The sequence below is a fragment of the Acinetobacter sp. NCu2D-2 genome, from assembly GCF_001647675.1.
In the GTDB taxonomy this organism is placed as follows: domain Bacteria; phylum Pseudomonadota; class Gammaproteobacteria; order Pseudomonadales; family Moraxellaceae; genus Acinetobacter.
Genome location: NZ_CP015594.1, coordinates 1,048,615 through 1,071,397, shown reverse-complemented (window position 1 = coordinate 1,071,397; position 22,783 = coordinate 1,048,615). Strand labels below are relative to the sequence as shown.

19 protein-coding genes, 1 tRNA gene and 5 pseudogenes are annotated in these 22,783 nt (G+C 39.9%); 11 read left to right on the top strand and 14 right to left on the bottom strand.

The window, feature by feature from the left end:
• Nucleotides 1-274: 274 nt before the first annotated feature.
• From cysS to A3K93_RS04980, 4 genes are all read left to right on the top strand, one after another.
• On the top strand, nt 275-1,696 hold the full coding sequence (gene cysS, locus A3K93_RS04995) for a cysteine--tRNA ligase (protein ID WP_067729479.1): 1,422 nt from the start codon (nt 275-277) through the stop codon (nt 1,694-1,696).
• Between the two features lie 62 nt (nt 1,697-1,758).
• Nucleotides 1,759-1,834, top strand: a tRNA-Gly gene (locus A3K93_RS04990).
• Nucleotides 1,835-2,003: 169 nt separating this feature from the next.
• The gene (locus A3K93_RS04985; RefSeq protein WP_067729477.1) at nt 2,004-2,717 is read left to right on the top strand and encodes a glutamine amidotransferase; all 714 of its coding nucleotides are present in this window, start codon (nt 2,004-2,006) and stop codon (nt 2,715-2,717) included.
• 36 nt (nt 2,718-2,753) lie between these two features.
• The gene (locus tag A3K93_RS04980) at nt 2,754-3,401 is read left to right on the top strand and encodes a LysE family transporter (RefSeq protein ID WP_227509881.1); all 648 of its coding nucleotides are present in this window, start codon (nt 2,754-2,756) and stop codon (nt 3,399-3,401) included.
• A 42-nt stretch (nt 3,402-3,443) separates the two neighbouring features.
• Here A3K93_RS04980 and A3K93_RS04975 read toward each other — a convergent pair whose 3' ends face one another.
• The 7 genes and pseudogenes from A3K93_RS04975 to A3K93_RS15135 all read right to left on the bottom strand — a co-directional run.
• Nucleotides 3,444-4,748 carry an IS4 family transposase gene (locus A3K93_RS04975; RefSeq protein WP_067729473.1) on the bottom strand — a complete coding sequence of 435 codons (1,305 nt, stop codon included), beginning with the start codon at nt 4,746-4,748 and terminating at the stop codon, nt 3,444-3,446.
• Between the two features lie 102 nt (nt 4,749-4,850).
• Complete coding sequence (locus tag A3K93_RS04970; RefSeq protein WP_067729471.1) at nt 4,851-5,438, bottom strand: YceI family protein; 588 nt, start codon at nt 5,436-5,438, stop codon at nt 4,851-4,853.
• A gap of 140 nt (nt 5,439-5,578) precedes the next feature.
• Entirely contained in the window at nt 5,579-6,022 is a 444-nt protein-coding gene (locus tag A3K93_RS04965; RefSeq protein ID WP_067729469.1) for a GNAT family N-acetyltransferase, read from the bottom strand.
• 137 nt (nt 6,023-6,159) lie between these two features.
• On the bottom strand, nt 6,160-6,378 hold the full coding sequence (locus tag A3K93_RS04960) for a hypothetical protein (protein ID WP_067729467.1): 219 nt from the start codon (nt 6,376-6,378) through the stop codon (nt 6,160-6,162).
• A gap of 124 nt (nt 6,379-6,502) precedes the next feature.
• A complete protein-coding gene (tkt, locus tag A3K93_RS04955) occupies nt 6,503-8,491 on the bottom strand; it encodes a transketolase (protein ID WP_067729465.1) in 1,989 nt (662 codons plus the stop codon).
• A gap of 426 nt (nt 8,492-8,917) precedes the next feature.
• On the bottom strand, nt 8,918-9,247 hold the full coding sequence (locus tag A3K93_RS04950) for a pilin (RefSeq protein WP_227509892.1): 330 nt from the start codon (nt 9,245-9,247) through the stop codon (nt 8,918-8,920).
• Nucleotides 9,232-9,343: pseudogene (locus tag A3K93_RS15135) on the bottom strand (pilin); the annotation flags it as partial. The gene A3K93_RS04950 and the pseudogene A3K93_RS15135, both read right to left, overlap by 16 nt.
• A gap of 482 nt (nt 9,344-9,825) precedes the next feature.
• On the opposite strand from A3K93_RS15135, the gene metK reads away from it, so the two are divergent.
• The 4 genes and pseudogenes from metK (at nt 9,826) to A3K93_RS04930 (ending at nt 13,651) form a co-directional block, all read left to right on the top strand.
• Entirely contained in the window at nt 9,826-10,992 is a 1,167-nt protein-coding gene (gene metK / locus A3K93_RS04945; RefSeq protein WP_067729462.1) for a methionine adenosyltransferase, read from the top strand.
• Between the two features lie 172 nt (nt 10,993-11,164).
• Nucleotides 11,165-11,509: a hypothetical protein gene (locus tag A3K93_RS04940; protein ID WP_067729460.1), complete on the top strand. Its 345-nt coding sequence runs from the start codon at nt 11,165-11,167 to the stop codon at nt 11,507-11,509.
• Nucleotides 11,510-11,618: 109 nt separating this feature from the next.
• On the top strand, nt 11,619-12,320 hold the full coding sequence (locus tag A3K93_RS04935; protein WP_067729458.1) for a VIT1/CCC1 transporter family protein: 702 nt from the start codon (nt 11,619-11,621) through the stop codon (nt 12,318-12,320).
• A 120-nt stretch (nt 12,321-12,440) separates the two neighbouring features.
• Nucleotides 12,441-13,651: pseudogene (locus A3K93_RS04930) on the top strand (YeeE/YedE family protein).
• A 34-nt stretch (nt 13,652-13,685) separates the two neighbouring features.
• Here the strand turns inward: A3K93_RS04930 and A3K93_RS04925 are convergent.
• The 5 genes and pseudogenes from A3K93_RS04925 to A3K93_RS04905 form a co-directional block, all read right to left on the bottom strand.
• Complete coding sequence (locus A3K93_RS04925) at nt 13,686-14,162, bottom strand: hypothetical protein (RefSeq protein WP_227509891.1); 477 nt, start codon at nt 14,160-14,162, stop codon at nt 13,686-13,688.
• 96 nt (nt 14,163-14,258) lie between these two features.
• Nucleotides 14,259-14,573 (bottom strand): annotated as a pseudogene (locus tag A3K93_RS04920) (DUF4130 domain-containing protein); the annotation flags it as partial.
• A gap of 10 nt (nt 14,574-14,583) precedes the next feature.
• Entirely contained in the window at nt 14,584-15,888 is a 1,305-nt protein-coding gene (locus A3K93_RS04915) for a transposase (RefSeq protein ID WP_442855632.1), read from the bottom strand.
• Between the two features lie 47 nt (nt 15,889-15,935).
• Nucleotides 15,936-16,418: pseudogene (locus A3K93_RS04910) on the bottom strand (TIGR03915 family putative DNA repair protein); the annotation flags it as partial.
• Complete coding sequence (locus A3K93_RS04905) at nt 16,418-17,677, bottom strand: putative DNA modification/repair radical SAM protein (protein WP_067729454.1); 1,260 nt, start codon at nt 17,675-17,677, stop codon at nt 16,418-16,420. The pseudogene A3K93_RS04910 and the gene A3K93_RS04905, both read right to left, overlap by 1 nt.
• A gap of 206 nt (nt 17,678-17,883) precedes the next feature.
• Between A3K93_RS04905 and A3K93_RS04900 the strand changes: the two genes are divergently transcribed.
• Complete coding sequence (locus A3K93_RS04900) at nt 17,884-18,924, top strand: NAD(P)H-dependent flavin oxidoreductase (protein ID WP_067729452.1); 1,041 nt, start codon at nt 17,884-17,886, stop codon at nt 18,922-18,924.
• A 58-nt stretch (nt 18,925-18,982) separates the two neighbouring features.
• Here the strand turns inward: A3K93_RS04900 and A3K93_RS04895 are convergent.
• A pseudogene (locus A3K93_RS04895) lies at nt 18,983-19,611 on the bottom strand (hypothetical protein).
• Nucleotides 19,612-19,848: 237 nt separating this feature from the next.
• Entirely contained in the window at nt 19,849-20,874 is a 1,026-nt protein-coding gene (dusB, locus tag A3K93_RS04890) for a tRNA dihydrouridine synthase DusB (RefSeq protein ID WP_067729450.1), read from the bottom strand.
• Nucleotides 20,875-20,954: 80 nt separating this feature from the next.
• Between dusB and A3K93_RS04885 the strand changes: the two genes are divergently transcribed.
• Nucleotides 20,955-22,160, top strand: a complete 1,206-nt coding sequence (locus A3K93_RS04885) for a DUF1615 family protein (protein ID WP_067729448.1) — start codon at nt 20,955-20,957, stop codon at nt 22,158-22,160.
• Nucleotides 22,127-22,762, top strand: coding sequence for an HAD-IB family hydrolase (locus A3K93_RS04880; protein WP_067729446.1), 636 nt, complete (start codon nt 22,127-22,129; stop codon nt 22,760-22,762). The genes A3K93_RS04885 and A3K93_RS04880 overlap by 34 nt, the downstream gene beginning before the upstream one ends.
• The last annotated feature ends 21 nt before the right edge of the window (nt 22,763-22,783 follow it).

Here is a 22,783-nt window from a genome sequence, read left to right as displayed (position 1 = left end):
TTTCTCAATTTATATCAATAATTCTCGCAATTTTAGCATAGCTATTCAATTGCAAGCGTCTTAAATGTTGAAGAATTGAAAGATGATGCACACGCATTATCCTGATTTTACAAAAATCATCCTGATTGACCAGCAAGGCTTTCATCTCATTCATTCACTTTTTTCGATTGATTTTAATGCTAAAAATGTCACGCATTTACTGCTTTCAGCTTTATGAATAATCATGCTTACGTTATGATGAGCCATCCTTTTATTTGAAGTCTTTTGAACAGCTATGCAACCATTTGTTCTATATAACTCAGAGCAACGCAAAAAAGTAGAATTCGTACCGCGCAAAGAAGGACATATTGATATCTATGTCTGTGGCATGACCGTATACGATTATTGTCATATTGGGCATGCGCGTGTCATGGTTGCATTTGACTACATTATTCGCTTCTTACGCAGTCAAGGCTGGAATGTTAAATACGTTCGAAATATTACCGACATTGACGACAAAATCATTAAACGTGCCAATGAAAATGGTGAAACCATTACGCAATTGACCGATCGTTTTATTCAAGCCATGAATGAAGATGCGGAAAACTTGGGTTGTTTACACCCTGATGAAGCACCGCGTGCAACTGAATATATCGATCAAATGCAAAATATGATTGGCACACTGGTTAATAACGGTACTGCATATCCTTCAAATAATGGCGATGTCTATTTTGAAGTTGAAAAATTTGCCAAATATGGTCGTCTATCAGGTCGTAAACTTGAAGACATGCAAGCGGGTGCATCAGAACGTGTCGATGTTGAAGTTGAGAAAAAACACCCATTTGACTTTGTACTTTGGAAACACGCCAAAGAAAATGAACCATCTTGGGCTTCACCTTGGGGGAATGGCCGTCCGGGTTGGCACATTGAATGTTCAGCGATGTCAACCTGCTGCTTAGGTAATCACTTTGATATTCATGGTGGTGGTTCAGACTTAACTTTCCCGCATCATGAAAATGAAATCGCGCAATCTGAAGCATCAACTGGCGAACAATATGTGAATTATTGGATGCATGTTGGTTTCATCAATGTCGATGGCGAGAAGATGTCAAAATCGCTTGGCAACTTCTTTACTATTCGTGATGTGATGGAAAAATTCCATCCTGAAGTCATCCGTTACTTTATTGTCTCTTCACACTACCGTAGCCCAGTCAATTTCTCAGACTTTGCATTAAAAGAAGCGAAAACAACATTAACGCGTTTCTATCATTCATTTAAAGCTTATCAAGCACTCTATGGTGACCATGTTGTAGATACTTTAGATGAAACATTGGTTGAACGCTTTAACGCCGCAATGCGTGATGATTTCAATACATCTGAAGCAATCGCAGTATTGTTTGAAATTAACAAAGCATTAAATAGTGCGGTTAAAGAAGAAAATGCTGTACAAGCTGCTGTGTACTATTCAACTTTACGACATCTGACCAATATTTTAGGTTTAGTGCAATATAACGTGGATGAGTTTTTAAAATCTGATATTGGTCAGGAAGCATTAGGTTTAACACCAGAGCAGATTGAAGATTTAATCCAACAACGTAAAGATGCCAAGAAAGCCAAAGAATTTGCACGTGCCGATGAAATCCGTCAATCCCTACTAGATCAAGGTGTGGTTTTGGAAGATACACGTCAAGGCACCGTTTGGCGTCGTGCTGATTAATTAAACAAACAGAATTATAGAGAGTTGACACTGGTGTGAGATTCTCTATAATAGCCCTCATTGCGGGAATAGCTCAGTTGGTAGAGCATAACCTTGCCAAGGTTGGGGTCGGGAGTTCGAGTCTCCTTTCCCGCTCCAGAATACGAAAAACCCTCATCGAAAGATGGGGGCTTTTTTTCATCTCAAGCTTTATGCTTCCCTATACGCATAACCATAAATTTTTTTAATTCGTTTGCGCTTTACACTGATTTTTTGTTCGAGTTCAATTAAATTATTGATATAACTTTCAATAAGAAGATTTCTTTAAATGTTGAACTCTCTACCCGAAACAATTTATGCCATTCAACACCTTGCATTTGAAGATCTTGGTGCTTGGGAAGATGTGCTCTATAGCTTAGGCTATCGTGTCCGATATTTTGAAGCCGGAATTGATGACCTGACCAAAGCATTACAATATAAAGGCCTTACGATCATCCTTGGAGGTCCGATTGGGGTCTATGAGACTAATGACTACCCTTTCTTACAAGAAGAAGTAGACTTACTTAAAGTTCGTTTACAGCAAAATTTACCAACACTTGGCATTTGCTTAGGTGCTCAATTAATTGCTACCGCATTAGGTGCGAAAGTCTATGCTGGAAAAACTAAAGAAATTGGTTGGTCTAAATTAGCAATTACACCTGTTACAAATAATTCACTCGCGGCTTTAGAAAATACTGAAGTTTTACATTGGCATGGCGATACGTTTGATTTACCTGAATCTGCTGAGTTATTAGCAAGTTCTGAACTCTATCCGCATCAAGCATTTCGTGTAGGTTATAATATTTTAGCTCTACAGTTTCATGCTGAAGTTGCAGGAGACAGTTTAGAAAAATGGTTGATTGGTCATACCTGTGAACTACGTAAAGCAGATATTGATATTCCTCAATTACGTGAAAATAATCAAAAATATGCGGGACAATTAGAACAAACTTCTTCTCAAGTTTTAAAACACTTTATCGACCAATTGACGATCGCTCATTAAATACCTATGTCATAGAATGATGGACACATTTATAGCGTGTTCAATCTTATGTCTGCATTGTTCGGTATTGCAATTATCCACTTTTTTGCCTTGATTAGTCCTGGTCCTGATTTTTTCTTTGTGACACAAAGTGCAATTCGCCAATCTCGAATGCATGCGCTTTTTGCGACATTGGGTATTTCTTTAAGCATCTTGGTTTGGTCGATTTGTGCTTTAAGCGGCTTACACTTTTTATTTCAGAAAATTGCATGGTTACAACGAGTACTGATGATTTTAGGTGGAATTTATCTACTGTATTTAGGCATACTTATGCTGAAGTCAGCACTTAATCAACCTAAACATGACTCCAATATTATGCTACCAAGTAATCAATCCCATGTAGCATCGAGTCATTTGAAGTTGTTATTTCAGGGCTTTTTGACCAATATGGCAAATCCTAAAGCATTAATCTATTTTAGCAGTGTATTTGCTGTGGCCATTAACACCAATACTCCGCTTAGCGAACAAGGTTCATTACTTTTACTCATCTTCATAGAAAGTTTACTATGGTTTACCTTGGTGGCTTTTATTTTCTCTATGCAACGTATTAATCAGGGCTATCAAAAATTTGCCAACTGGATTGATGGTATTACAGGCGGTATCTTCATGAGCTTTGGGCTTTTACTGATATTAAGCCGAGATTAAACACACAATAAAAAAGCCCTCTTATGAGGTAATGCCAGTCAGTTAAGAAATTGACTGGCATTTTCTTGGATATTTTTGTGCTTTAATTTTCACTACTCGCGGACATTGCCTTTGCCTTTTTTCAGGTAATACAAATATTTTAGATTGTTCAAATAATTGTGCTAAATGTTTGGGTAGATTTCCTGCTGATTCTAAAGGTGTGTGCCTTAAGATATTGATAATACTCATAGATGCAATATGGAAACTGATCCTTAAAGGACTCACCTTTGCATGTTCAGCGATAAACCTCATCTGTCTTCTTAAGATATTATAAGCAATAAATACCCCCCACAATTCTTGATAGACCAAATCAGGTTGTTTGCTTCTTAAAATTCTTGCATCCTGTAAATCACTTTTAATTTCCCGATAACACATTTCTATTTCCCAACGCTGGATATAAAGCATTGCAAGGTCTTTGAATGGATAAACTTCAGAATCTGTTAATGATGTAATGTAACGTCTTATTTTTCCTGCATATTCAACTTCAATTAAACGTGCTTCCCAATAGTCACCCAATGACGGATTTATCTTTTTTGCTCTTGCTGAAACAGGCATTTTGATCTGAAAGTCATGGGCCGCATTATGATGAATCACTTCATAACGCAGGTTGTCCTTTGCTCGCATCAACCAATGACTCTCTTCTGCCTGAGATTGCCAACTCACTAAAAAATCAGCAGAGAAGTAAGCACGATCAAATAGGGTAATACTGCGAACTAGTGCTTTTAATTGACTGGCTAAGGTTAATTCACCTTGATCCATACTGCCAATTTGGGCATCAATCATTTCATGTGTATTGGTATTCACCAGGCAAGTCGCTCTGACTTGTGGGTAAGGGGTAGCTGCTGTTTTGCCTTTGGATGAACCAAAGTGCTTAAAGTTTTCTTCTGTATGAGGCATAGACCAAACCACACCATCTACAGCACAAACGCATAGACCGTGAAAGTTGCTATATTGTTGTTGTGAGTCTTTAAACCATGCCTGACTTAATGTCGAAAATAAAGCACTCATGGGCTCTAAGCCTAAGCGCTGTCTTGCTTGTACGGATGCACTCGGTACACAGTATTCTGCCGTACCGAAAACAAGTTGCAATTGTTGAACCACATACCAAATCGGTTGATTTCGAAATAGAGCAAGTCCGATTACCAGCCAAACAACATGTTCAGCAGGCAGTTTTCTTTTTCGAATTGATGCTTTACCTGTTTGGTTTAAGCAATCTTCAATCCAGTTTAAATCAATCAATTCACTGAATTGTGAAAGTGAAGGTAGGGTTTGTTTTAATGTTAAATCTAAATTCTGAGATAAATTCATAAAAAAAGAGCGTATTTACATACGCTCTTTTTACAGTATTTTAACTTTTTTTGCTTAACTGACTGGCATTACTCTTATGAGGGCTTTTTTAAACTGCACAATTTATTTCTTTTCAGCAGGAATTGTTGCTTCTGTAGTGATATTCACGGTAATTTTATCACCTACATTCGGTACATATGCACCGACACCAAATGCAGAACGGTTAAATGAAGTTGTGGCATTAAAACCAATCGCAGGGACTTTCGCCATTGGATGCTCACCTTGTTTATTTAATACAGCGTCAAGCACAACAGGCTTGGTTACATCTTTAACCGTCAAGTTACCAGTAATTTTATATTTGTTATTTCCCAAAGATTGTACTTTAGTACTTTTGAAAGTAATGTTTGGATACTTAGCAGCATCAAAGAAATCTGCACCTTTCAAATGCTCATCCAATGCTCCAACATTAGTATTTAAGCTTGAAAGTGGAATGGTGACATTTACAGATGAATTTGCAGGTTTTGCGGTATCTACAACAATTTTACCTTGAATATCAGAGAAGTTACCTGATGGCGTAGAGAAACCAAAGTGATTCCATGTAAATACAGTTGCCGTATGCGTTGGATCAATCGTATACGTGACAGGTTTTGCCATAGCAAAAGCAGCAGTAGAAGCAACAACCAAACCTAAAGCCAAAGTTTTCAATTTCATATTTTAATCCTTCAAATAATAAAAACTAATTTATAGCGATCTAAATTCTTATACAGCCCATAAGATAGAACAGTTTGTTGCAGCATTAGAACGATAGAATTGTTAATAATGATATTTAATTTCTTTAATTCACCTTTAGTTTAGATTCTGTATTGAATAAAACCGGTTCGAGCTGCTACACGGTCATAGAGTTGTCGTGCAGTGATATTATCCTGATGGGTTAACCAATAGACACGATCACAGTTTCGTTGTTGCTTGCAGTATTGCTCTACATGATGAATTAACGCAGTCGCAATCCCCTGACCTCGATATTCCTTTAAGGTAAATAAATCCTGTAAATAGGCATAAGGCGTCAGTGTCCAACAACTTGCATGCTCAATTACATGCACGATGCCCACCACGCGCTGATCTTCTATGGCAGCAAATCCATACATCTCCTGAATTTGAGCATCGATCAATCGTTGCCATGTTTGCGTATTTACTGCATCAGATAATTGTGTTTGATAAAATGCTTGATAGCCCTGCCATAACAGCAACCATTCAGCATAAGAAACATCGGCTAACTTTCTGATTAAAATCGACATGTAGTGAATTTCTTTTTATCGTGCATAAATCCTCAATATAAAAAGAAAAGACCTGTTTTTAAATCCTTAATTTTTAAGCCACGATTCAAATCAAAAAAAGCCCTCTCAAGGGCTTTTTAAATGATGTATGTTAAGGCTTAAAGCTTCTCCACCAGGATACGATCAACCTGTTTTAAGCCGGTAGTCTTTTCATGGTTTTTACGACGCACTTTAATAATTTTTTCTTCAGCCATGTCTTGCAGTAACAATTCCACCGCAACCATCGCCTCAAGCGGTAAATCTGGACCAATCCATTTTTGCTCACCTGCATCCATCAAAGTAATTTCATCACTGATTTGTTCATATAAACTACTCATCACTTTCTCGCTTTATTTGCACTGAACATGGGAGATTCACCCTTTGCTATATGGGGGTGAAATAAAAAAATAAAAGACGCCCCATCGTTGGGGCGCCCTCTTATAGACTGTTTAATTGATTAAATTAAGCAGTTAATTCTTTTACTGCTGCAACAACCGCATCAGTGGTAATACCGAAGTGTTTAAACAAGTCTTTTGCAGGTGCAGATTCACCATAAGTAGTCATACCAATTACACGACCATCAAGACCTACAAATTTCCACCAGTAATCCACATGTGCCGCTTCAACAGCAACACGTGCACGGATGTTTGATGGAAGAACTGCTTCACGATACGCTGCATCTTGTTTTACAAATTCTTCAGCACATGGCATAGATACCACACGTACACCTTCAAGTTGTGCGTATGCTTCCATTGCCAAGCTCACTTCAGAACCTGTTGCAATGATGATTGCTTTAAGTTCGCCTTTTTCTTTCGCCAACACATAACCACCTTTCGCAACATCTGCAATTTGCGCATCAGTACGAGTTTGGAATGGCAAGTTTTGACGAGAGAAGATTAACGCTGTTGGACCTTCACTACGAGTTAACGCAGATTTCCAAGAAACCGCCGCTTCCACTGTGTCACATGGACGCCAAGTATTTAAGTTTGGTGTACCGCGTAAAGATGCGATTTGTTCTACAGGTTGGTGTGTAGGACCATCTTCACCTAGACCGATTGAGTCATGGGTATAAACATGAATCACTCGTTGTTTCATGAGTGCAGACATACGTACTGCATTACGTGCATATTCCATAAACATCAGGAATGTTGCAACGTAAGGAATGAAACCACCGTGAAGTGCAACACCATTGGCGATGGCAGTCATACCAAACTCACGTACGCCATAGTGTACGTAGTTACCTGCTGCATCAGACTCAACACCTTTTGCACCTTTCCAAAGTGTTAGGTTAGAACCCGCTAAGTCAGCAGAACCACCTAAAATTTCAGACAACATTGGTGCAAATGCTTGAATCGCTGCTTGGCTAGCTTTACGTGTTGCTACAGTTTCAGCTTTTGCATTCACTTCTGCAATATATGCATCTGCTTTTGCAACAAAGTCAGATGGTAAATCACCAGCAAGACGGCGTTTAAGATCAGCTGCTTCTGTTGGGTATTTCGCAGCATATGCAGCAAATGTTTCATTCCAAGCCGCTTCAGCTTGTGCACCTTTTTCTTTTGCATCCCATGCTGCATACACATCAGCAGGAATGTCAAATGGACCTTCAGACCAACCTAATGCTTCACGAGTTAATGCAATTTCATCGTTACCAAGTGGTGCACCGTGGCAATCTTCTTTACCTTGTTTGTTTGGTGAACCTAAACCAATAATGGTTTTACAAATGATCAATGTTGGTTTTGCAGTTTCAGCTTTTGCTTCGATGGTTGCCTGGCGAATTGCCGCAGCATCATGACCATCAACTTTAATGACTTGCCAACCGTAAGCTTGGAAACGTTGCTCTGTATCATCAGAGAACCAACCTTCCACTTCACCGTCAATTGAGATGCCGTTGTCATCGTAGTAAACAACGAGTTTACCTAGACCTAAAGTACCTGCAAGTGAACATGCTTCATGAGAAACACCTTCCATTAAGCAGCCATCACCCAAGAAACAGTAAGTGAAGTGATCAACAACTTTAATGTCATCTTTGTTGAATTGAGCTGCTAATGTTTTTTCTGCCAAAGCAAAACCAACCGCATTGGCAATACCTTGACCCAATGGACCGGTTGTTGTTTCAATACCTGGTGCATAACCAAGCTCTGGGTGACCAGGCGTTTTAGAGTGTAGCTGACGGAATGATTTTAAATCTTCTAGAGAAAGATCATAACCCGTTAAATGAAGAAGCGCGTATTGAAGCATAGAGCCATGGCCGTTAGACAAAACAAAACGGTCACGGTTAGCCCAATTTGGGTTAGTTGGGTTATGGCTTAAAAATTCACGCCAAACCACATCAGCGATATCTGCCATCCCCATTGGCGCACCTGGATGGCCTGAGTTTGCTTTTTGCACAGCATCCATTGCTAATACACGAATTGCGTTGGCAATACGGCGTTCATTAAGCGGGGTTGTCATAGATCAATGTCCAAATAATTTCAAAGAGAGGGAAAGATGAAAATACTTTCAAAACTGCTGCATATTGTCTTAAAAAAACAGCGAGGGGTAAAGACTAGCCAACAATATTTATTGATTTATTACACATCTCTTTAGCTATCGGACAAATTTTCAACGCTACATTGGTCTAAAGTCAGCTGAAAAATACATATTATTTGATCACTTACTTCGTCTGAGAAAGCAATAAGTAAAATTTAGGTCATTAGGTCATTAGGTCATTAGGTCATTAGGTCATTAGGTCATTAGGTCATTAGGTCATTAGGTCATTAGGTCATTAGGTCATTAGGTCATTAGGTCATTAGGTCATTAGGTCATTAGGTCATTAGGTCATTAGGTCATTAGGTCATTAGGTCATTAGGTCATTAGGTCATTAGGTCATTAGGTCATTTAGACACCTTCACAATTTGAAGGTAAATAACGTTCAGAAATATTCGGTGAGTAACACAGCCAATTGTAGCTATTACCTTTCATAAGAAAATTGACCTGTTTCCCACTAATGCCATGCACCACATTTGTCGATTTAAAATGAAAGACTAAAGCACATTCAGTTCCGACAGTTTGAATACTGATTTGGTCAATATAATGACCATGCGTATCCACGTTATTCATATAAGCTTGAATACCAGCACAACTTCCTCCCTCGCTATAAAACTCGTGCATCTCATTTTTATAGCCACTTAGAAGATTAAATACTTCAGTAAACTGGGCCTTAGCCACATAATTTTGATAAGCGGGTATCGCAACAGATGCTAAGATTCCTATAATCGCGACCACGATCATGAGTTCAATGAGTGTAAAGCCTCGCTGTTGCATATCTCATCCCAAAATTGCAGCTATGCTTTTACTTACTCAAGTTTTATGCCAATTTAAAAAGTTATAAATTTCAAAATTTTAAATTCTTCTGTATTGAACCACTCAGCTGTTATCGACAATAAATGACATTTTTAGTCATAGTTTACTCATCCTCGTTTGGAGCAATACTAATAATATTGCCTTGAATACCGATGTCATTTAAGTATTGCATTCGAATCAATACAGCTTTTTCAAATAGTGAAGAAATCAAATTTTTAAATATGTAAAATTATACTTTTGAGCTAAAGAAGAATTTTCTGCGTCTATAGTAAAAAAAACCTAATAGATCTTCAAAAGTCCACATATCAATTTTACAAATGGCATAAATCATAAAAAAAATAGACGAATTGAAAAAAATTCAATCAATTTTGTCGTCTTAAGCTAGTCCTAGCGCACAAGTGGATGTAACATATCGGGTCTTTAAAATTAACTGTGATAGGACTATGCGCGAGTACGCTGTATTTACTTCGGAATCTGTAAGCGAAGGCCATCCAGATAAAATGGCTGACCAAATCAGTGATGCTATTTTGGATGCAATCTTAAAAGAAGACCCATATGCACGAGTTGCCTGTGAAACGCTTGTAAAAACCGGTGCGGTCGTACTTGCTGGTGAAATCACAACAACTGCAAATGTTGACTTTGAAGCGATCGTTCGTAATACAGTCAATGGTATTGGTTACCACCATTCTGACCTCGGTTTCGATGGTTCGACTTGTGCTGTAATCAACATGATTGGTAAACAGTCTCCTGAAATCGCACAGGGTGTTGACCGTCAAAAACCTGAAGATCAAGGTGCCGGTGACCAAGGCTTAATGTTTGGTTATGCAAGCCGTGAAACTGATGTACTTATGCCTGCACCAATTTCATATGCACATCGCTTAATGGAAAAACAAGCTGAGCTTCGCAAATCAGGCGCGCTTTCTTGGTTACGTCCAGATGCGAAAAGCCAAGTCACTTTTGCTTATGAAAATGGCAAACCTGTTCGTTTAGACGCTGTTGTTCTATCAACTCAACATGATCCTTCTATTTCTCAAGCTCAACTTAAAGAAGCTGTGATTGAAGAAATCGTGAAAAAAGTGATTCCTGCAGAAATGTTCCATGCAGACACTAAATTCCACATCAACCCAACCGGTATGTTTGTGATTGGTGGTCCTGTAGGTGACTGTGGTTTAACTGGTCGTAAAATCATTGTAGATACTTACGGTGGTATGGCTCGTCACGGTGGTGGTGCATTCTCTGGTAAAGATCCATCAAAAGTTGACCGTTCTGCGGCTTATGCAGGTCGTTATGTAGCGAAGAATATCGTTGCTGCCGGTCTTGCCGACAAATGTGAAATTCAGGTGTCTTATGCGATTGGTGTGGCTGAACCAACTTCAATTTCTATCAATACTTTCAATACCGCTAAAGTATCTGAAGATTTGATCATTGCTTTGGTTCGTGAACACTTCGACTTACGCCCTTACGGCATCACACGTATGTTGAACTTGATTCAACCGATGTATCAACAAACTGCATCTTACGGTCACTTTGGTCGTGAAGGTTCAGACACTGCATTTACTTGGGAAAAAACAGACAAAGCTGCTGCGCTTAAAGCTGCTGCTGGTCTATAAACCTTCTCAAAGATTAAGCCCGCTTTATGCGGGCTTTTTTTTGCAATGTATACACTATTTGCTTGACTTTGTTTACATTTTAGACACAATTTCAAACATTCTAACTGCCATATTCCTTTTAGTATGCTGATTATCCGATCCAATTCGGAACAACAACAAAAGGAAGATCTATATGAATAAATTACTTGTTGCTTTAGGTTTAGCTGCAACCGTTGCTTTAGTTGGTTGTAATAAGAAAGAAAATCCTGAAACAGGTGCGACAACTGGCGAACATTTAGAAAATGCTGCTGATCAAGCAGGTCATGATATTGCTGATGCAACTGATAACGCTGCATCTGCAACAGCAACAGCGGTAGACAATACAGCGGAAGCGACTGCAGAAGCCGCTGAAAATGCTGCTGAAAACGCTAAAGATGCTGCTCACGATGCCAAAGAAGCAGCGAAAGATGCCACTGCTGCTGTAGCGGGTTCAGTTGAACAAGGCGCTGCGAATGTAAAAGAGAAAGCTCAACAATAATTTGAGTTTTAACAAAAACCCGCTTAATGCGGGTTTTTTTATTTGTCGTACTTGATCTTTCAATGCTTTTTCAGCACAGTAAAATCTCATTCTAAAAAATATAGATCACATGTCTTATTCAGCACATTCTGAACCTCATTATATTACTCGTGCCGGTTGGCTTCGTGCTGCAGTTCTTGGCGCCAATGACGGTATCATCTCGGTCACTAGTTTGGTTGTCGGCATGGCTGCGAGTGGCGCTTCAACCCATACCCTTTTTATTACTTGTGTTGCAGGATTAATTGCAGGCGCAACTTCGATGGCTGCAGGTGAGTATATTTCGGTTAAATCCCAAGAAGATATCGAAGAAGCTGACTTAAAAATGGAACATCATGCACTGCAACAATACCCTGAAGCAGAACTGCGTGAACTCACCAAAATTTATATGCTGCGGGGTCTCGATGAAAACCTTGCTCATCAAGTCGCAGTGCAATTATCCGCACATAATGCCCTAGAAGCCCATGCACGAGATGAAATTGGTATTCATGAGAATACCACGGCAAATGCACTACAAGCTGCAGGCTCATCTGCTCTCGCATTTTCCATTGGCGCACTATTTCCTATGTTGAGTATTTTATTTAGCCCTGAAGTATGGCTGAAATATAGCGTGATGCTCATCGGCGTCCTTTCACTGGGATTATTGGGTGCAGTCGCGAGTTATTATTCAGGGACATCTAAGCTCAAAGGTGCACTTCGTGTCATGTTTTGGGGAATGATTGCCATGGCTTTTTCAGCATGGATCGGATCTTTCTTTAATATCAGCCAAACATAAATTAGATTTACTGATATATAAAATCAATTATAAGCATGTTATTTCACAGTGAAATCGCATTTCTAAAACGTGATTTTCAGTAGAATAAGGCCTTTCAAAGTTTTTGATACTTTATCTCCCATGTCTATGATTGCTCAGCCAGCAAACCGATCTCATATCTCGGTTTGGGTGGCTTTTATTTTTTATTGTTAGGTACGATTGGTGCCTATCAAGTTGTTGGTTTAAACCAAGCTTTATTGTTTATTGTTGGCGGTGCCTTGGGCATGACGCTGTATCACGCATCTTTTGGCTTTACTTCGAGCTGGCGTGTATTTATTAAAGAGCGTCGTGGTCGTGGCTTACGTGCACAAATGATCATGTTGGCACTTGCTGTACTCCTGTTCTTCCCTGCGCTTGGTGCAGGCGAATTGTTTGGTCATCCAGTGAGCGGTTTTGTTAGCCCTGTATCCCTTTCTGTGGTGATCGGTGCCCTTATTTTTGGTATGGGTATGCAGCTTGGTGGCGGTTGTGCTTCTGGTACGCTGTATACCGTGGGCAGTGGTAGCGCTCGTATGCTGATCACCTTGGTGTTTTTCTGTACGGGTTCATTAATCGCGACCTCGCACATTGATTGGTGGTTTAATCTACCGCACCTTGCGCCAATTTCAATTGTTGAAAGTTTTGGTGTCATTCCAGCATTAATCTTAAGTTTTGCTATTTTTGCTGCCATTGCTGCTGTGACTGTCATTTGTGAAAAGAAACGTCATGGTGCGCTAGAAGTTGAACCGAAAAGTACGCATCAAGGTTGGAAACGCTTCATTCAAGGTCCTTGGCCTTTGATTTGGGGCGGAATTATCTTAACCCTGCTTAACTTTGCGACCTTAGCACTTGCAGGTCGTCCTTGGGGTGTGACTTCCGCATTGGCTGTATGGGCTGCTAAAGCTGCAAGTTTTGTCGGTGTCGATGTGGCTTCATGGGCCTATTGGCAGCAACCTGCGAATGCAAAAGCCTTGACTGAATCACTTTGGTTTGATATCACCTCAATGATGAACTTTGGCATTATGCTCGGTGCTTTACTTGCAGCAAGCTTAGCCGGAAAATTTGCACCAAATTTCAATATTCCAAAACGTTCAATTTTAGCCGCAATCATCGGTGGTTTAATGTTGGGTTACGGCGCACGTTTGGCGTATGGCTGTAACATCGGGGCTTACTTCAGTGGTATTGCTTCAGGTAGTGTACACGGTTGGTTATGGCTCGTGTTTGCATTCATGGGTAATGCGATTGGCGTAAAACTGCGTCCAATCTTCTTCCCAGGTGAAAAACCACAACCAACCAAAATTACTGGTTGTTAATTTTAAAAAGCCCATCTTATGATGGGCTTTTTTATTATACGGTCAATGCAGCTTTCAAATTACAGCCATAGTTCATGGTTTGCTGAACCTGACGATAAGTCGTATACCGATTTAAAATAAAATCATAAAACTGATCCGCATTATTAAAACTTACTTTTAAATCTTCAGCCTTTGCATTTGGTAATTCAATCGCATCGACCAAATTTAAATTGTAATGACCTAGACGAAACATCTCTGCAAAATAATGATTCATCATGCCGCAGTACGCCACTTTTGTCGATTTCAAGGCAGTACTCGCCAACAGATGCTGATTTAAAGATTGAAGATTATTGGCATCAAATGGATATTGATGTGCAAAAGCATTACTTTCAACTTTTTTAAATTGGGTAAAATCAGAGGTGAGTTTGTTATTTAGATGATTAAAACGCTGTTGAAGCTCTTGAACAGTTTGCACACGATAATGATCAGCATTAACTTGTTGTTTAGGCTGTTCCTGACAACCAACAAACATGATCGTGGATAACATCATGCAAAATCTAAGTTTCATATAACATCCAAAATATTCATTACTTCTGAGATTATGCCTGAACAAAGTTCATTTAATAGGTCAGAGTGATTTTTCATTCATATAACGCCAGTAACGTTTAGGCACATATTGAATATGCAATTTCATATTTTTACGTGCTTGAATATTGACGCTATTAAAATAATCTTTCCAAAGCTGATCATATAAAACTTCCTGATCATCGAGTTCAATACTAAATTGCTGACTATGGCCAATTTTGGCTTGAGTATCGATGTCAGCGACATTCATCTCAATTTGATGCACATCGTTTAAATCATAATAGATGCCATACTTACGCTGTTCATCGTAAATCAGCCAGGTTTGATCCTGATACCGCTCCTTAAAGTGCATAGGTATCTACACATCTTTAGGTACCTAGTGCAATAGTTGCGATTTCATTCAGTTCATCTATTGAATATTCTGAGAGCAGTTGAAGAGTATTTAGTAAAATCGAGAGTCCTGCCAATATGGCAGGCGCACTCTCTACCTTGCCTCTTTTCTGTTGTCTACCTGAAAGTCTAGTCAAAAATGCACGGACTTTCTGATTTTGTTCATCTGTACAGCGCTGTACTCTCCACGTCAACACACAAGCCATACAACTGATTAGCAAACGCCTTAAAATCGCTTCTGGCGTAGTCTGAAGCCATGACTCAATATCATGGCCTGCTTGCTTGAGAAGTTTGAAATAACATTCGATTGACCAACGCCAGTAATACCAAGTCGTCAGTTCTACTGCGGTAATCTCAGTTGGTACATTACTGATCAATGACCATCTTGCAACTGTCTTTTCATTAATATCTTTAACCACCGCAATAATCAGTCTAGCCTCAATTGCAGCACCTTTCTGAGGAGTAACTCTTTGACCTAAACAATCTTTTTTATTTGATTTTGCAGCACGGGTAAGCCGAACATTGGTTTCTCCAACATAAAGCATATGTTGATTACCCTTATAAGAAATGGGTTTCACTTGCTGTATTTCGATACGTTCAGCAACTTCTCCAACTTTACATATTTCACCCTGATGCTCAATCCGATTTCCTTCCTTTGCTCGAATAAGCCATTGAAAACCATGACTGCTTAATTCCCTGAGATGAGCAATGGAATCTCCTTCACGATCAATAATATGTACGCAGGTTTTATCAAGAGGAAACTGTTCAACTTTTTGAATTTGTTCAGAAAGGGAGTCTAAATGGGTTTTACGTTCGGTCTGTTGCTCATTGAATGTCGAATAGCAACCTGAAGCACTAGAAAGGGTCTGAGCTAATGGAGCAACAGGAAGTCCAGAAGCAGCATCAACAAGTAAGCTCGTTTGTAATTCATAGCCTGAGTCGTACTGATGTGTCCTTTGGAGTTTTTGGGTTTTATTACGATGTGTCACATATTGGATTTGTGACCAATCATGAATAACTAAAGCATAACGATGCAGCGATGTCTTAATCTGATCACAAGCAAGTTTTTGAATAGGTTCATTTAATTGTTTAAATGAGATTTTATCATTATTTAAAAACCGCCATACAGCTTGCGTCGTTGCGAAACTATTTTTTTGAGCAGAGGCAATATCTTTGATTGCAGGAGCAAGTGAAGCAAGAGGATTCATATTGAGTTGAACAAGGTTGTTGTAACGTTTGACAAGGCGCTGATCTAAGCGAGAGATGTTAAAATTGAAGAGCATGCTCTTCAATTTAACGCAAAACATGGAAATTGTGTAGATACCTATGCCTTAAAGTGCTTGGTAATAATGGGCAGCACATTAAAATCAGGTTTCACCAAACTCAAAAATAAGCCATCTTTACATTTTTTAAAGCGCACAAAGGCTTCCATACGGTGCTTTTCACGCCCGACTTGCTTGGCCCATTGCGACATCCCAATCACTGCATGGTGACCATAATCTTTATCTATGGGACGTTGGTTTTTAAACACATAGACTGCGAAATCAAATAAAATCTGAAACGCATCTTCCTGTTCTGACAAGAACGCAAAATAAAAGGCCCGTAAACTGCTACTCGATACTTTTTGTTTGAAGCCCTGCCAAACCCGCTGACCATGCACATCATTTGAGGCTACATAAATAAAATCATCAAATAGCCCATTCTGCGCATGTGGATTGGCCGTCACACGGACATCAAACTCTTTAAACTCAAAAGCACGAAATACACAGCTTAAAAGACCGGTCATGGTGCCATCAAAACAATAACGTGCCATTAGAACCCAAATCCGAGTTGTGGAGACAATTGCTGCTGATACTTAGATTGTCCTGACATCAAAATCTGTTGGCGAATTTGATAGGATTGCTGCTCCTTTTTAAATTTTGGTGTATCTGCACAGCGAATAAAATGCTGCGCTCGGTTATACGCCACGCCCATCCTTTTCAGTTGGTCGATATGAATCTGACCAAAACGGCGTGCCTGTACAATCTTTTTGGCAGAACGTACTCCAATGCCCGGCACGCGTAAAATTATTTTGTAGTCGGCTCGGTTAATATCAACCGGGAGGGCCTCAGGATGACGTAAAGCCCAGCTCAGCTTTGGATCAATATCTAGGTCCAGATTTGGATGCTGGTCATCCACAATTTCATCCGCTGAAAATCCATAAAAACGCATCAGCCAGTCAGACTGATATAGACGATTTTCTCTTAATAAGGGTGGCGCTGAGCCGATTACGGGTAAGGCTTTTTCTTCGGGGTTAATTGGAATATAGCCAGAAAAATACACGCGTTTCAGCTTAAATTCCTTGTAGTGCCGATCAGCCATCAAAATAATATCTTTGTCCGTTTCACTATGCGCACCGACCACCATTTGCGTGGTCTGCCCTGCGGGAACAAATTTGGGAACGGATTTGATGATCTTACGTTCATCTTTCAACTGGATTAGGCGATCCCGCACAATTCCCAGATCTTTTTGCACTTCTGTATGGGTTTTCTCTGGGGCAAACTTTTGCAGGCCTGCTTCGGTTGGCATTTCCAGGTTGATACTCATCCGGTCGACATATAAACCCGCTTCAGTAATGATCTCCTGCGATGCTCCGGGAATGGTTTTGAGATGAATATAACCATTAAAATTTTCTTCAAGACGCAGCTTTTTCACCACCTGCAACATCCGCTCCATGGTGTAATCTGCTGATTTAAAAATTCCCGAACTTAAAAACAGCCCTTCAATATAATTACGGCGATAAAAATTCATGGTCAGATCGACCACTTCCTGCACGGTAAATGCAGCACGTTTTACGTCATTGGAACGACGAGAGACACAATAGGCACAGTCAAAAATACAGACATTGGAAAACAGTATTTTCAGTAATGAGACACAGCGACCATCTTCAGTATAGCTATGACAAATACCATTACCGGTATTGCCCAAGCCTTTATCTTTGTTTTGACGCTTACTGCCACTCGATGAACAGGACACATCATATTTGGCAGCATCGGCTAAAATTTGCAGTTTTTCACGGATACGATCAGACATGTGTTCGGGAGATAATGACCAAAAATATATTATAAAATATTCACATCACCATCTCTGTTCATCTTACATTTCAAGCGACAAACCCTGTCGTACCAAATGTAAATACTTTGTAAAATTTATTGGTTATTTCAAAATAAAATAACCATTATGATTTGCTTATTTTCATCTGCAGAGGCAAAGTAAAGGGAGTTACTAGGAGCAAACTCATGTCTTTATTGGATAAATTTGGAATCCGACATCCGATCTTTCTTGCACCAATGGCAGGTGTTTCGACCCCTGAACTGGCAGCTGAAGTATCCAATCAAGGTGGTTTAGGCTCACTCGGTTTAGGTGCAAGTACAATCCAGAAAGCTCGTGAAGAAATTTTAAAAACACAAGAACTGACCGACCAACCCTTTCAAGTGAATTTCTTTTGTCATGAAACAGAAGCGTTGGATGCAGAAATTGCTCAAAAATGGATTGCACAATTTGATTCAGTTTTCGCCTCTTTTGGCAGTCATCCTCCTAGTACATTAAACTGTATTTATCCAAGTTTTAAGGACAATGATGGCTTTTTAAATTTGGTGTTAGAAACTAGGCCCAAAGCCGTGAGTTTTCATTTTGGACTGCCTCATCCGCATCAAATTCAAGCCTTAAAAGATGCGGGTATTATTACGATGGTCTCAGCCACCAATTTAGCTGAAGCGCGTGCGATAGAAGCTGCAGGTATAGATGTCATTATTGCGCAAGGCATTGAGGCAGGTGGACATCGCGGGATTTTTAATACCAAATTTGATGCATCAGTCAAAACCAATAATCTCGTCCGTCTCGTTAAACAATATTGCTCACTGCCCATCGTTGCTGCTGGCGGCATTATGAATGGGATGCAAGCGCGTGAAATTCTTGACTTAGGTGCAGAAGCCGTTCAACTCGGTACAGCTTTTGTCCAATGTAAAACTTCCAATGCCAATGAATATTATCGTAAAGCCTTGCTCTCTAAACCGCTCACACAAGTCACTGCAAGTATTTCCGGGCGTCCAGCTCGCGGCATTATTAATCATTGGCATACCGATATTGATACACCCAATCGTTTAGATGCACCCGCTTATCCTTATACATACGATTTAGCAAAACGACTCCATGCTGCGGCATCCAAACAGGGGGATCAAGGCTATGGCGCATTTTGGGCAGGTTCAAATGCAGCAATGATTCGTGAACTCGAAGCTGCTGATTTAATTAATCAACTCGTACTAGAAATGATGAGCTAGGTTTTATCCTTTAGACAATAGAAAACCTCCCATCGGAGGTTTTCTTTTTTCATTCAGATTAACGTTTTAAACGATCCCACGCATCTTTCACGGCAAACTTGGCTTCTTCCCAAGTTAGACGTGACTCGCCTTTGACTTTTTCCCATTCAGTTCGTAAATCTGTTTCAGCATCATTAAACGTATGTGATGCATCATGATGATTTCGATAACCTAAACGATAGGCTTCACGATAATCCCTGTCATAATCTAGCTCACCATAAGTACGCTGACTTTGCTCATAATAAGGCGTGTGTTTATATTGCTCTCGCCAATATTTGTCTTCTTCAGGATGATCCCCTTCGGCAATATCCGCACCTGCGATACCCCCAATACACCACCAATTAAACCGCCAACCAATGCACCTGGAGGTCCACCGACTAAACCTGCAACAGCGCCAACAGCTGCTCCACCTACTGTTCCTGCACCTGTCGCAACAACATGGTCATCACTTTCATTCATATCAGGCACACGCTTGTTGTCACTAATAGGTTTAGTTAAATCTTCTCGAGCATTTGGGCTCGTCGGTGGACTATTTTGAATCGTATCACTTGGTGGCACCTGTGATTGAACTTGCTGTTGTTCTTGTTGAGTTGTGGAATGGATCGGTATTGCTGTCTGGTCATACTTTTGATTTGTGTGATTCGTCATCTTTTCTCTCCCTTTACCGTATTCTCTCAAGACTTGTGTTACTTCTTGCGACACAGCATTTTATGGTAGAGAAGATTCACGTTAATAATGTCTTAATCTTGTCATCTTAAGTATTAAGCAAGCTAGCCAATGTATAGAAATACTAAGCCTGTATGAATCAGGTAGTCTTTAAATACTCATTGGGTATAAAAAAGGCACGATCAATCAGTGCCTTTTTTAGATTAAATGACTTAATTTTTATGAATTTTCGAGTAAATTCACTTGTTCCATTTGAATATCACTCATGATCTCACCATGATCAAGCAAGTGATTAAAGTAATCTTCGACCACTTTATATTGATCGGCTGTACTTTCAACTTTATACATATTTTGGCGAAACTCATTGCTTGAACGTAAACCTTTGGTGTACCAAGCAATATGTTTACGCGAAATCCGGCAACCTGAATATTCGCCATAAAATTCATAAAGTTCAGACAAGTGCCCGAGCAAAACATCTTTCACTTCTTGAATACTTGGTGCAGCCAAATGTTCGCCAGTCTTTAAATAATGTCCGATTTCACGGAAAATCCACGGACGACCTTGCGCAGCACGACCAATCATCACCGCATCTACACCCGTATAATCAAGGACATATTTGGCTTTTTCAGGACTATCAATATCCCCGTTGGCAATCACGGGAATATTCAACATTTCTTTCACATCTTTAATTAAAGAATATCGTGCTGTATTTAAATACATATCTTCACGGGTACGACCATGCAATGCGAGTGCTGCAATGCCTGCTTCTTCGGCACGTTTGGCGACACGCATAATATTTTCATGCCCGTTTAAATATCCCAAACGGGTTTTTAAAGTCACAGGTACATCGACTGCAGCCACCACAGCATCTAAAATACGGGCCACCAAATCTTCATCTTTGAGCAACGCTGAACCAGCCAGTTTGTTGCAGACTTTTTTGGCTGGACAGCCCATATTAATGTCAACAATTTGCGCACCATTTGCAACTTGGTAACGAGCGGCTTCTGCCATATCGGCTGGCTCAGAACCGGCAATTTGTGCAGAAATCGGTGCAAGCTCACCATCAAAATTGGCACGATATAAACTTTTCTTACTCATACGTAAGGTTTTATCAGATGTCATCATTTCACTGACGGCATGCCCCGCGCCAAAGTACTTGCATAGGGTACGAAATGGACGGTCAGTCACACCTGCCATCGGTGCAACGATCAGATTATTTGACAGTTGATACGGACCAATATACATATAAATTCATCACTTTCTCGATGAGCATAGTATACTGCATCTGACTTGTTCACTCATCTCTTGGAACCTGATTTCTGCCCATGAACAAAATTGTTGACTCTTATTTGCCAGCAAAAATGCTGTCTGTCTTGGCACTCTCACTTGGCCTTACTGGCTGTGGCAACGGCTCTTGGTGGAAAACAGATGAACCAACCATGGATGCTGAACAAATTCGTAAAGCTATTCCACCACGTGTCAATGATCGTACTTCTTGGGCAAATGATATTTACGATATTACGGATCAGCTCGGTATTCCTCAGACCAAAGAAAATATTTGCACGATTGTGGCTGTAGTTGACCAAGAATCTAACTTTCATCCCGACCCTGCTGTGCCCGGCTTAGGTGAAAAAGCGGTTAAAGAAGTTCAAGATCGTTTAGAAGAAAAATTCACTGAAAAACTCGGTGAAAAAATTGGTGGAACGATTGCGGGCTATTTCCAAGAAGTCCTCAAAAATCAGCCTAGTCCTGAAGATAACTATTTAAGTCAAATGCGTCGCGTGAAAACTGAACGTGAACTTGATGAATTATATCGTGAAATATTTGACTATATGACCAAGCATTATCATGTCAGCGCACTGACAGGTGCTGCAAAATTAGTCGGTCAAAATATTGGTGAAAAGCTGAATCCAATTACCACCTTAGGCTCCATGCAAGTCCATATTGGCTATGCCAAAGAACATAAACGCCAAGGCGGAAATATGGCGGAACTCCGTACCGATTTATATAGTCAGTATGGTGGTTTGTACTACGGCATCCATCGTTTAATGATGTACCCAGCAGATTATGACAAGCCAATTTATCGTTTTGGTGACTATAACTCAGGCATGTATTCAAGCCGCAATGCAGCCTTCCAAAGTATGCTGAATGACTTAACTGAAACTGCCTTAGATTTAGATGGTGACTTACTGCTATACACCAAAGATGGTAGCGTCCGCTCACAAAAAAGTCAGTCTGAACGTGAGCTGATTAGTGTCTTTGCTAAAAACAATTTTATTATCACTGAACGTCAAATTCGTGCAGATTTGAAAAAAGAAAAAGATAAAGATTTTGAAGACACGATGACCTATAAAGCGCTCACTAAGCTTTATAAGGAAAAAACAGGTAAAGAACCTGTATACGCCATTATGCCTGAAGTAGTGATTACCGGTCCGAAATTAAGCCGAGACTACAACACCAATTGGTTTGCATCCCGTGTTAATGGTCGCTATGAATCATGCATGCATCGCATTCGCAAAATGAAACTCTAGCCTTATTTGATTTCGATGGCACCCTGTATCCGCATGATAGCTTTACAGGGTTCATCTTCTATACACTGTCCAAACGACATATTATTCGCCGTGGCATTCCTATTTTGCCTTGGATTTTAGCCTATTACGCCAAACTGTACCCTGCACATAAAATGCGCCCAAAACTTTATCAAGCCATGTTTAAAGGCATAACAGTTAAAGATATTTCAATAAAAAGGCAACACTACGTTCTAAAATTACTGCAAAATCTTCATCCTGAGTTATTAAAACAATTACTACAGCACCAAGCACAACATCATCGAGTGGTTTTAGTCTCTGCAACCGTTGATCTGTATTTAAAAGACGTGGCTGAGCAGCTTGGGATAGATGTGATTTGCAGCAAAGTTGAAGTCAAGTCAGGCATTCTAACCGGCCGCTATACCACTGAAGATTGTAGTAACACGCATAAAAAGCAAAGAATTATTCAGCAATTTTCATTAGAGCAATTGCAAACAATTTATGCCTATGGCAACAGTCATGAAGATCTTGAAATGCTCAGCCTTTCTCATCAGCCTTATATGGTCGGTCAAACGAAAGATTTGCCACGCATTTCTACTGAATAAAAAAAATCCTCCATCAATGGA

Coding starts and splice junctions, on each gene's coding strand:
- cysS (WP_067729479.1), top strand. CDS start 275: ATGCAACCATTTGTTCTATATAACTCAGAGCAACGCAAAAAAGTAGAA.
- A3K93_RS04985 (WP_067729477.1), top strand. CDS start 2,004: ATGTTGAACTCTCTACCCGAAACAATTTATGCCATTCAACACCTTGCA.
- A3K93_RS04975 (WP_067729473.1), bottom strand. CDS start 4,748: ATGAATTTATCTCAGAATTTAGATTTAACATTAAAACAAACCCTACCT.
- A3K93_RS04970 (WP_067729471.1), bottom strand. CDS start 5,438: ATGAAATTGAAAACTTTGGCTTTAGGTTTGGTTGTTGCTTCTACTGCT.
- A3K93_RS04965 (WP_067729469.1), bottom strand. CDS start 6,022: ATGTCGATTTTAATCAGAAAGTTAGCCGATGTTTCTTATGCTGAATGG.
- A3K93_RS04960 (WP_067729467.1), bottom strand. CDS start 6,378: ATGAGTAGTTTATATGAACAAATCAGTGATGAAATTACTTTGATGGAT.
- tkt (WP_067729465.1), bottom strand. CDS start 8,491: ATGACAACCCCGCTTAATGAACGCCGTATTGCCAACGCAATTCGTGTA.
- metK (WP_067729462.1), top strand. CDS start 9,826: ATGCGCGAGTACGCTGTATTTACTTCGGAATCTGTAAGCGAAGGCCAT.
- A3K93_RS04940 (WP_067729460.1), top strand. CDS start 11,165: ATGAATAAATTACTTGTTGCTTTAGGTTTAGCTGCAACCGTTGCTTTA.
- A3K93_RS04935 (WP_067729458.1), top strand. CDS start 11,619: ATGTCTTATTCAGCACATTCTGAACCTCATTATATTACTCGTGCCGGT.
- A3K93_RS04925 (WP_227509891.1), bottom strand. CDS start 14,162: ATGTTTGTTGGTTGTCAGGAACAGCCTAAACAACAAGTTAATGCTGAT.
- A3K93_RS04915 (WP_442855632.1), bottom strand. CDS start 15,888: ATGCTCTTCAATTTTAACATCTCTCGCTTAGATCAGCGCCTTGTCAAA.
- A3K93_RS04905 (WP_067729454.1), bottom strand. CDS start 17,677: ATGTCTGATCGTATCCGTGAAAAACTGCAAATTTTAGCCGATGCTGCC.
- A3K93_RS04900 (WP_067729452.1), top strand. CDS start 17,884: ATGTCTTTATTGGATAAATTTGGAATCCGACATCCGATCTTTCTTGCA.
- dusB (WP_067729450.1), bottom strand. CDS start 20,874: ATGTATATTGGTCCGTATCAACTGTCAAATAATCTGATCGTTGCACCG.
- A3K93_RS04885 (WP_067729448.1), top strand. CDS start 20,955: ATGAACAAAATTGTTGACTCTTATTTGCCAGCAAAAATGCTGTCTGTC.
- A3K93_RS04880 (WP_067729446.1), top strand. CDS start 22,127: ATGCATGCATCGCATTCGCAAAATGAAACTCTAGCCTTATTTGATTTC.